This is a genomic window from Anoxybacillus sp. (genome assembly GCF_036834105.1).
GTDB lineage: Bacteria > Bacillota > Bacilli > Bacillales > Anoxybacillaceae > Anoxybacillus.
The window spans coordinates 1-6,874 of record NZ_DAITON010000120.1 but is presented as its reverse complement, the minus strand read 5'-3'; the positions used below and the strand labels follow the sequence as shown (position 1 = coordinate 6,874).

11 protein-coding genes are annotated in these 6,874 nt (G+C 40.6%); 5 read left to right on the top strand and 6 right to left on the bottom strand.

Going from position 1 to position 6,874, the window contains the following annotated elements; genetic code table 11:
• Positions 1–25 precede the first annotated feature (25 nt).
• Positions 26–385 carry a response regulator gene (locus V7Z64_RS10755; protein ID WP_297989489.1) on the top strand — a complete coding sequence of 120 codons (360 nt, stop codon included), beginning with the start codon at positions 26–28 and terminating at the stop codon, positions 383–385.
• A 21-nt stretch (positions 386–406) separates the two neighbouring features.
• Complete coding sequence (locus V7Z64_RS10750) at positions 407–874, top strand: CcdC family protein (protein WP_297989491.1); 468 nt, start codon at positions 407–409, stop codon at positions 872–874.
• An 18-nt stretch (positions 875–892) separates the two neighbouring features.
• Here V7Z64_RS10750 and V7Z64_RS10745 read toward each other — a convergent pair whose 3' ends face one another.
• Positions 893–1,330 (bottom strand): DUF2621 domain-containing protein, encoded by a 438-nt coding sequence (locus tag V7Z64_RS10745; protein WP_297989493.1) that lies wholly within the window; start codon positions 1,328–1,330, stop codon positions 893–895.
• Between the two features lie 78 nt (positions 1,331–1,408).
• The gene (locus V7Z64_RS10740) at positions 1,409–1,552 is read right to left on the bottom strand and encodes a small acid-soluble spore protein P (RefSeq protein ID WP_297989495.1); all 144 of its coding nucleotides are present in this window, start codon (positions 1,550–1,552) and stop codon (positions 1,409–1,411) included.
• A gap of 102 nt (positions 1,553–1,654) precedes the next feature.
• Here V7Z64_RS10740 and V7Z64_RS10735 point away from each other — a divergent pair, with 102 nt between their 5' ends.
• On the top strand, positions 1,655–1,915 hold the full coding sequence (locus V7Z64_RS10735) for a hypothetical protein (protein WP_297989497.1): 261 nt from the start codon (positions 1,655–1,657) through the stop codon (positions 1,913–1,915).
• 17 nt (positions 1,916–1,932) lie between these two features.
• Here the strand turns inward: V7Z64_RS10735 and sspO are convergent, their stop codons facing one another.
• Positions 1,933–2,082 carry a small acid-soluble spore protein O gene (sspO, locus tag V7Z64_RS10730; RefSeq protein WP_297989499.1) on the bottom strand — a complete coding sequence of 50 codons (150 nt, stop codon included), beginning with the start codon at positions 2,080–2,082 and terminating at the stop codon, positions 1,933–1,935.
• Between the two features lie 169 nt (positions 2,083–2,251).
• Between sspO and acnA the strand changes: the two genes are divergently transcribed.
• The gene (gene acnA, locus V7Z64_RS10725) at positions 2,252–4,960 is read left to right on the top strand and encodes an aconitate hydratase AcnA (protein WP_297989501.1); all 2,709 of its coding nucleotides are present in this window, start codon (positions 2,252–2,254) and stop codon (positions 4,958–4,960) included.
• A 24-nt stretch (positions 4,961–4,984) separates the two neighbouring features.
• Here the strand turns inward: acnA and V7Z64_RS10720 are convergent, their stop codons facing one another.
• Positions 4,985–5,116 carry a small, acid-soluble spore protein L gene (locus V7Z64_RS10720; RefSeq protein WP_297989503.1) on the bottom strand — a complete coding sequence of 44 codons (132 nt, stop codon included), beginning with the start codon at positions 5,114–5,116 and terminating at the stop codon, positions 4,985–4,987.
• Between the two features lie 68 nt (positions 5,117–5,184).
• On the opposite strand from V7Z64_RS10720, the gene V7Z64_RS10715 reads away from it, so the two are divergent.
• Entirely contained in the window at positions 5,185–5,655 is a 471-nt protein-coding gene (locus tag V7Z64_RS10715) for a divergent PAP2 family protein (RefSeq protein ID WP_297989504.1), read from the top strand.
• Here the strand turns inward: V7Z64_RS10715 and V7Z64_RS10710 are convergent.
• Entirely contained in the window at positions 5,650–6,546 is an 897-nt protein-coding gene (locus V7Z64_RS10710; RefSeq protein WP_297989506.1) for a DMT family transporter, read from the bottom strand. The genes V7Z64_RS10715 and V7Z64_RS10710 overlap by 6 nt on opposite strands.
• A 59-nt stretch (positions 6,547–6,605) precedes the next feature.
• Positions 6,606–6,874, bottom strand: a 269-nt coding sequence (locus V7Z64_RS10705) for a queuosine precursor transporter (RefSeq protein ID WP_334110375.1), incomplete at its 5' end; no start/stop codon positions are given.

Sequence of the window (6,874 nt, the reverse complement as noted above, 5' to 3'; positions counted from 1 at the left end):
CTTTAAGGGTGTGGAGGGAAAGGACATGGCAAGAATTTTAATTGTCGATGATGCGAAATTTATGCGTATGACGTTAGCCAATATTTTAAAAAAAGCAAATCATGAAGTAGTGGGGGAAGCGGAAAACGGAAAAGAGGCTGTTGATTTTTATATGGAGTTAAAGCCGGATGTTGTGACGCTTGATATTACGATGCCGATTATGAGTGGACTCGAAGCTGTAAGGGAAATTAAACAACGCGATCCACAAGCAAAAATTATTATGTGTTCGGCAATGGGACAACAAAAGATGGTTGTTGAAGCGATCGAAGCTGGAGCGCTTGATTTTATTGTAAAACCATTTGATGAAAGCCGTGTCATCGAGGCGATTCAACGTGTGTTGCAGTAAAAGAAGAAAGGGCGATTGACTTTGGCTATCTTTAGTTCGTTATTTGCAGTGTTTATGGCTGCTCTTGTTTTTTTTATCCGAATGAAAGCGGCAAAAAAGCCGACAAACGCTAAAAAAATTATATTACCTCCTGTTTTTATGAGCACAGGGGCACTTATGTTTCTCCATCCGATGTTTCGGGTAACGGCACTAGAGTTGATAGAAGCGGTGATGATTGGGGCCCTTTTTTCTATTTTGTTAATTAAAACATCCTCATTTGAAGTTCGGAACAACGACATTTATTTACAACGCTCAAAAGCGTTTGTTTTTATTTTTGTTAGTTTAATCGCATTACGTTTAGCATTAAAGACGTATTTAAGTCGCACCATTGAATATGGGGAGCTTGCGGGAATGTTTTGGATTCTTGCTTTCTCGATGATTGTTCCTTGGAGAATAGCAATGTATGCATCATACCGTCGCCTTCAACGTAAGATAAACGAAAAAAGCTAATCCTTGCGTAAAAAGGGATTAGCTTTTTTTTGTCAATAAATGTTCGTATTTTGTAAAGTCAATATGCTTATTTCGGAGTGCTTTAATTAAAAATTTGTGATCACGCTTTGGGGTAGCGAGAATATAGCCGCGGACAACTAAATCTTCCGTAATTTGATTTGCTTGTTCTTGTAAAGCTAATTCTCCGATTTTACCAGCTATCTTTTGACGGGCAACATCACGAAACAATTCAGGAACAGGACGAACTAAATCTTCAAGTAGTGCTTTCTCCTTGTCAGTCCATAGATGACGTGTTTGTTCAATGTAATATTGTTGCCAGTCTAACTCAGATTTCCCATCCTCTTTCGGTAAACGTTTCAAAAATTTCCGAAACATAAAAAAACCACCAATTGACATTGAAACAAGAAGAAAAATGACCCAAAACAAAATAAACCATAAAAACCAACCTGTTAGCATACATCCCACCTCAACGTTTATTATGTAAAAAAATAAGGGCGGAATCAAGTAAAAGAGCTGACGTTATAGTCAGCTCTTTTACATATCGTGACTGGAGTTATGTTTTTGACGGGTATGGTTGTGATTTTTGACCTTTTTCGATCCGCTAAGCGGTTCCGGTTGTCCTGGGTTATCTCCTTTTGGGGCATTTTTACGCATATCTCTTCCTGTATTTTTGTCCATTAGACACACTCCTTTCCTTCATATGATGGCACGATCATTGGGATTTATGCATATTTCGTTCATGAATAGGAACGATAATATTAAAAAGGAGGAGTGAATGGGATGCCATATCATAAAGATAAACAACAAGCGTTTGAGGCTGCACAACAAGGAACAATGGAGGCGAAAGAATGGTACGATCATCTTGTGAAAAATGATGCAGACTACGGAAGTCAGCTGCATCATCTGAAACAAGAAGTAAATGAGGCGTTTGAACAAATTAATAATGCGCTCGAAGTAGCTTCTGAAAAACAGCGCAAACAACTTGAACAATTTCGTCATGATTTGAAAGCGATTGTGGAAGAGGTAAATATGTATGAATAATCCCGCCTTGAGCGGGATTATTGATTCTTTTTACGTTTCTTATTATTTTGCTTTTGGGCTTCTGTGAGCGGTTCATTTGCTAATTCTTCATTGAAGCCGGCCCCTTTTCCTTGAGCGCTTGCATCATTCATGCCGGGAATGACATGATTAGCTTTTCTTTTTACCATCTTTTTTCACCTCCTACAACTATTGTTGGAAAGAGAGCAAAAAAATATGCATTTATCTGAAACTTATAAACAATTATTATTTACTTATGTAGAGCATTGTATTAAGATAAAAGCGTAGGAATTTTGTGGGTTTGGGAGAAGATGACTTGTTAGAAGGGGGTAATACATAATGTTAAAAAACGATGTATTTCAAGCGCGTTCCACATTTGAGGTAAACGGAAAAACATATCATTACTATCGCTTGCAAGCGCTTGAAGAAGCAGGAATTGGAAACGTATCACGTCTTCCGTATTCTATCAAAGTACTTCTTGAATCGGTACTTCGTCAAGTTGACGGACGGGTTATTACGAGAGAGCATGTTGAGAATTTAGCAAAATGGGGAACGAATGAATTAAAAGATGTGGACGTTCCGTTTAAGCCATCTCGCGTCATTTTGCAAGATTTTACAGGTGTTCCTGCTGTTGTTGACTTGGCTTCAATGAGAAAAGCGATGGCAGACATTGGTGGAGATCCGTATGAAATCAACCCCGAAATTCCTGTTGATCTCGTTATTGACCACTCTGTTCAAGTTGATAAAGCTGGAACAGAAGATGCGCTCGAATATAACATGAATTTAGAGTTTGAGCGTAATGCAGAACGTTACAAGTTTTTGAAATGGGCACAAAAAGCGTTTAGTAATTATCGCGCTGTTCCACCTGCAACAGGTATTGTGCATCAAGTAAACTTAGAGTATTTAGCGAATGTCGTTCACGTTGTTGAGGGAGAAAACGGTGAATACGAGGCGTTTCCGGATACACTTGTAGGTACAGACTCCCATACGACAATGATCAATGGCATCGGTGTTTTAGGTTGGGGTGTCGGTGGAATTGAAGCAGAAGCAGGTATGCTTGGACAACCTTCTTATTTCCCAGTACCAGAAGTGATCGGTGTACGTTTAACAGGGAAATTGCCAAACGGTACGACAGCAACAGACCTTGCGTTAAAAGTAACACAAGTGCTTCGTAAAAAAGGAGTTGTCGGCAAGTTCGTTGAATTTTTCGGTCCAGGTGTGGCAACATTGCCGTTAGCTGACCGTGCCACAGTAGCAAACATGGCGCCTGAGTATGGTGCAACGTGCGGCTTCTTCCCAGTCGATGCAGAAGCGCTTGATTACTTGCGTTTAACAGGCCGTGACGAGCAACACGTTCAAGTGGTTGAAGCATATTGCAAAGCTAACGGTTTGTTCTATACACCAGATGCACAGGAGCCTGTATTTACAGATGTTGTTGAAATCAACTTATCAGAAATTGAGCCAAATCTTTCTGGACCAAAGCGTCCACAAGATTTAATTCCACTTTCAAAAATGAAAGAATCATTCCGTCAAGCTGTTGTTTCTCCGCAAGGAAACCAAGGTTTTGGCTTGACTGAGGCAGACTTTGATAAAGAAATGACAGTTACGTTAAACGGCGAAGAAGTAAAAATGAAAACGGGTGCGATTGCGATTGCTGCAATTACAAGCTGTACAAACACGTCTAACCCATATGTGTTAATCGGTGCAGGCTTAGTAGCGAAAAAAGCGGTGGAAAAAGGATTGAAAGTACCAAAATACGTAAAAACGTCGCTTGCACCTGGTTCAAAAGTCGTCACAGGATATTTAAAAGATTCAGGTCTTCTCCCTTACTTAGAGCAAATTGGCTTTAATATCGTTGGTTACGGTTGTACGACATGTATCGGTAACTCTGGCCCGCTTGCTCCGGAGCTTGAAAAAGCGATCGCAGAGAACGATTTGCTTGTAACGAGCGTATTATCGGGTAATCGAAACTTTGAAGGGCGTATTCATCCGCTCGTCAAAGGCAACTATTTAGCATCACCGCCGCTTGTCGTGGCATATGCGCTTGCCGGAACAGTCGACATCGATTTGTTAAATGATCCGATCGGTAAAGATCAAAACGGCAATGATGTGTACTTTAACGACATTTGGCCATCTACAGAAGAAGTGAAAGAAGTTGTGAAAAAAGCGGTGACACCAGAATTGTTCCGTAAAGAATACGAGCGAGTATTCGACGATAACGCGCGATGGAACGCGATTGAAACGACGGACGAGCCGCTTTATCAATGGGATGAACATTCAACGTACATTCAAAATCCACCATTCTTTGAGGGATTATCGCCAGAAGTGGAAGAAGTAAAACCTCTGACTGGATTACGGGTAGTTGGTAAATTTGGTGACTCTGTTACGACCGATCATATTTCACCAGCTGGATCGATCGGAGTAAACACTCCGGCAGGACAATATTTAATTTCTAAAGGTGTCGATCCGAAAGACTTTAACTCGTATGGGTCCCGACGTGGTAACCACGAAGTAATGATGCGCGGTACGTTTGCAAATATTCGTATTCGCAACCAAATTGCTCCGGGTACAGAAGGTGGTTATACAACATACTGGCCAACAGGCGAAGTCATGTCGATTTACGACGCATGCATGAAGTATAAACAAGATGGTACAGGTCTTGTTGTGATTGCTGGTAAAGACTACGGAATGGGAAGTTCGCGTGACTGGGCGGCAAAGGGAACGTATTTGCTTGGTATTAAAACGGTTATTGCGGAAAGCTTTGAGCGCATCCATCGTTCCAATCTTGTGCTTATGGGTGTGTTACCGCTTCAATTCAAAGAAGGTGAAAATGCGGAAACACTCGGATTGACGGGTACAGAAGTATTTGAAGTGCACATTGACGAGAACGTAAAACCGCGCGATTACGTAAAAGTAACAGCGACGGATGAGCAAGGTAACAAAAAAGAGTTTGAAGTACTTGTTCGTTTCGATAGCGAAGTAGAAATTGATTACTATCGCCATGGGGGCATTTTACCGATGGTGTTACGTGAGAAATTGAAACGATAAGAAGAGAGCGAATCGCTCTCTTCTTCATTTTTTATTCGTCTTTTTCGCAGCATGTTCTAATGCGCTTTTTGGGTCAGGAGTAAACGTCGCATCATATCCTTGTGGGTTGACGCTTGGAGCGTTTTGCCCGCGATTTCTCCCATTATTTTTGCTCATCATGTCCACCTCCTGTGCATATTGTATCCGTCTTTTTCAAAAAATAATATACAAGAGGGGGCAAGAATATGAATCGAGCCATTCAAACGGCATTATGTACAATTGTGCTAGCTCAATTTTTAAAAATTCCGTTGGCAAAAAGAAAAACGAAGAAATGGGACTGGAACATTTTTTTTGAAACGGGTGGCATGCCAAGTTCACATTCTGCAGGTGTTGCCTCTCTTGCTACATACGTTGCTCTAAAGCGAGGGGTGCATAGTATAGATTTCGCACTTTCGGCCGTTTTTGGATTAATTGTTATGTACGACGCGCAAGGGGTACGTTACCAAGCAGGGGAGCTAGCTATTCGTGTAAATGAGCTAACAGAGGAAATAAAGCGATTAAACGGTGACCGAAATGATGGAACAATTGATCGGAAGAAAGAGTTGTTGCGCGAGCGGCTCGGTCATCAACCGATTGAAGTGGTTGGTGGGGCACTTCTCGGCATCGTTACAGGCGTATTATCATATGTAACCGGCAGACGAAGGCGCTCACTATGAAAGGCGAGCGCTCTTTTTTCTTTGCCATATGTGATGAGGAAGTTCAGACAAAATCATTCCTAATAAAATAAGTGCAGCTCCAAATAAAGCTGTTTGTTGGAAACGTTCATCATTCCATATATATGCAGTTAAAGCAGCGAAAACGGGTTCTAGAGCGAAAATTAAGGCAACACGTGTCGGTGATGTATATTGTTGAAAATGCGTCTGAATAAAGAAAGCAATCGTTGTTGCAAATAGTGCGGTGATGAGTAAAGCCATCCATACGTCAAATTCAAAAAAAGTAGTAAGCGGAATAAGGGACCAGTCTTCGAACAAATATGAACATATAAGACAGAGAATCGATACAGTTTGGACTTGAATGGCTGTTAGTAGGACGGGTGAAAATTTTGTTGCATATATGCTCGTTGAAACGATATGTAATGCAAATGCGATAGCACATAAAAAGACGAATAAATCCCCCTTATTCATTATCATACTCCCGCTTGAAGTCAAAAGATATAGACCACACGCAGCTAATATACTGCCGGCCACTGCGTTAAGTGAAAGTTTTTGTTTTAAAATAATAAGTGCAAAAAAAGGAACGAGAACAACATTTAATCCAGTAATGAATCCAGCCTTCGAAGATGTAGTATACAGTAGGCCGATCGTTTGAAGAGCATATCCAAGACATAGCCAAACACCGAGCATAAACCCAGCGCGTATGAGTTGTCGATCAAGCGGTTTCCGTTCAAAAACGAATACCCAAATCCATAACAACATACTTGCGATCGCAAAACGTACGGCATTAAACAATAATGGAGGCAAAAAAGCAATGGCGTTTTGAACGACGACAAACGTAGCACCCCAAACGAAAGCAACAAACAATAAACTTATATCTGCTTTATACTTCATATTTCGCTCCTTTACAAAAAATGTTGTATAAGACAAAAGTCTCATACAACATTTTACCATCATTCCATATATTTTGGGGATATTTTTTTTGCAATATATACGAACGGTGTATCTAACGTTGCGACAATCCATTTTAATACATATGTCGTAATAAAAATTTGTAGCCAATCATGAAATGGGAATACACCGAGAAACGCGATTGATGTGAAAACGAGCGTATCGATCAATTGGCTAATCATCGTGCTCCCGTTATTGCGAATCCAAAGTTGAGAATCATGCGGAAATTTCTTTTTAAACCAATGAAATAACTGAACATCAAGCGACTGGC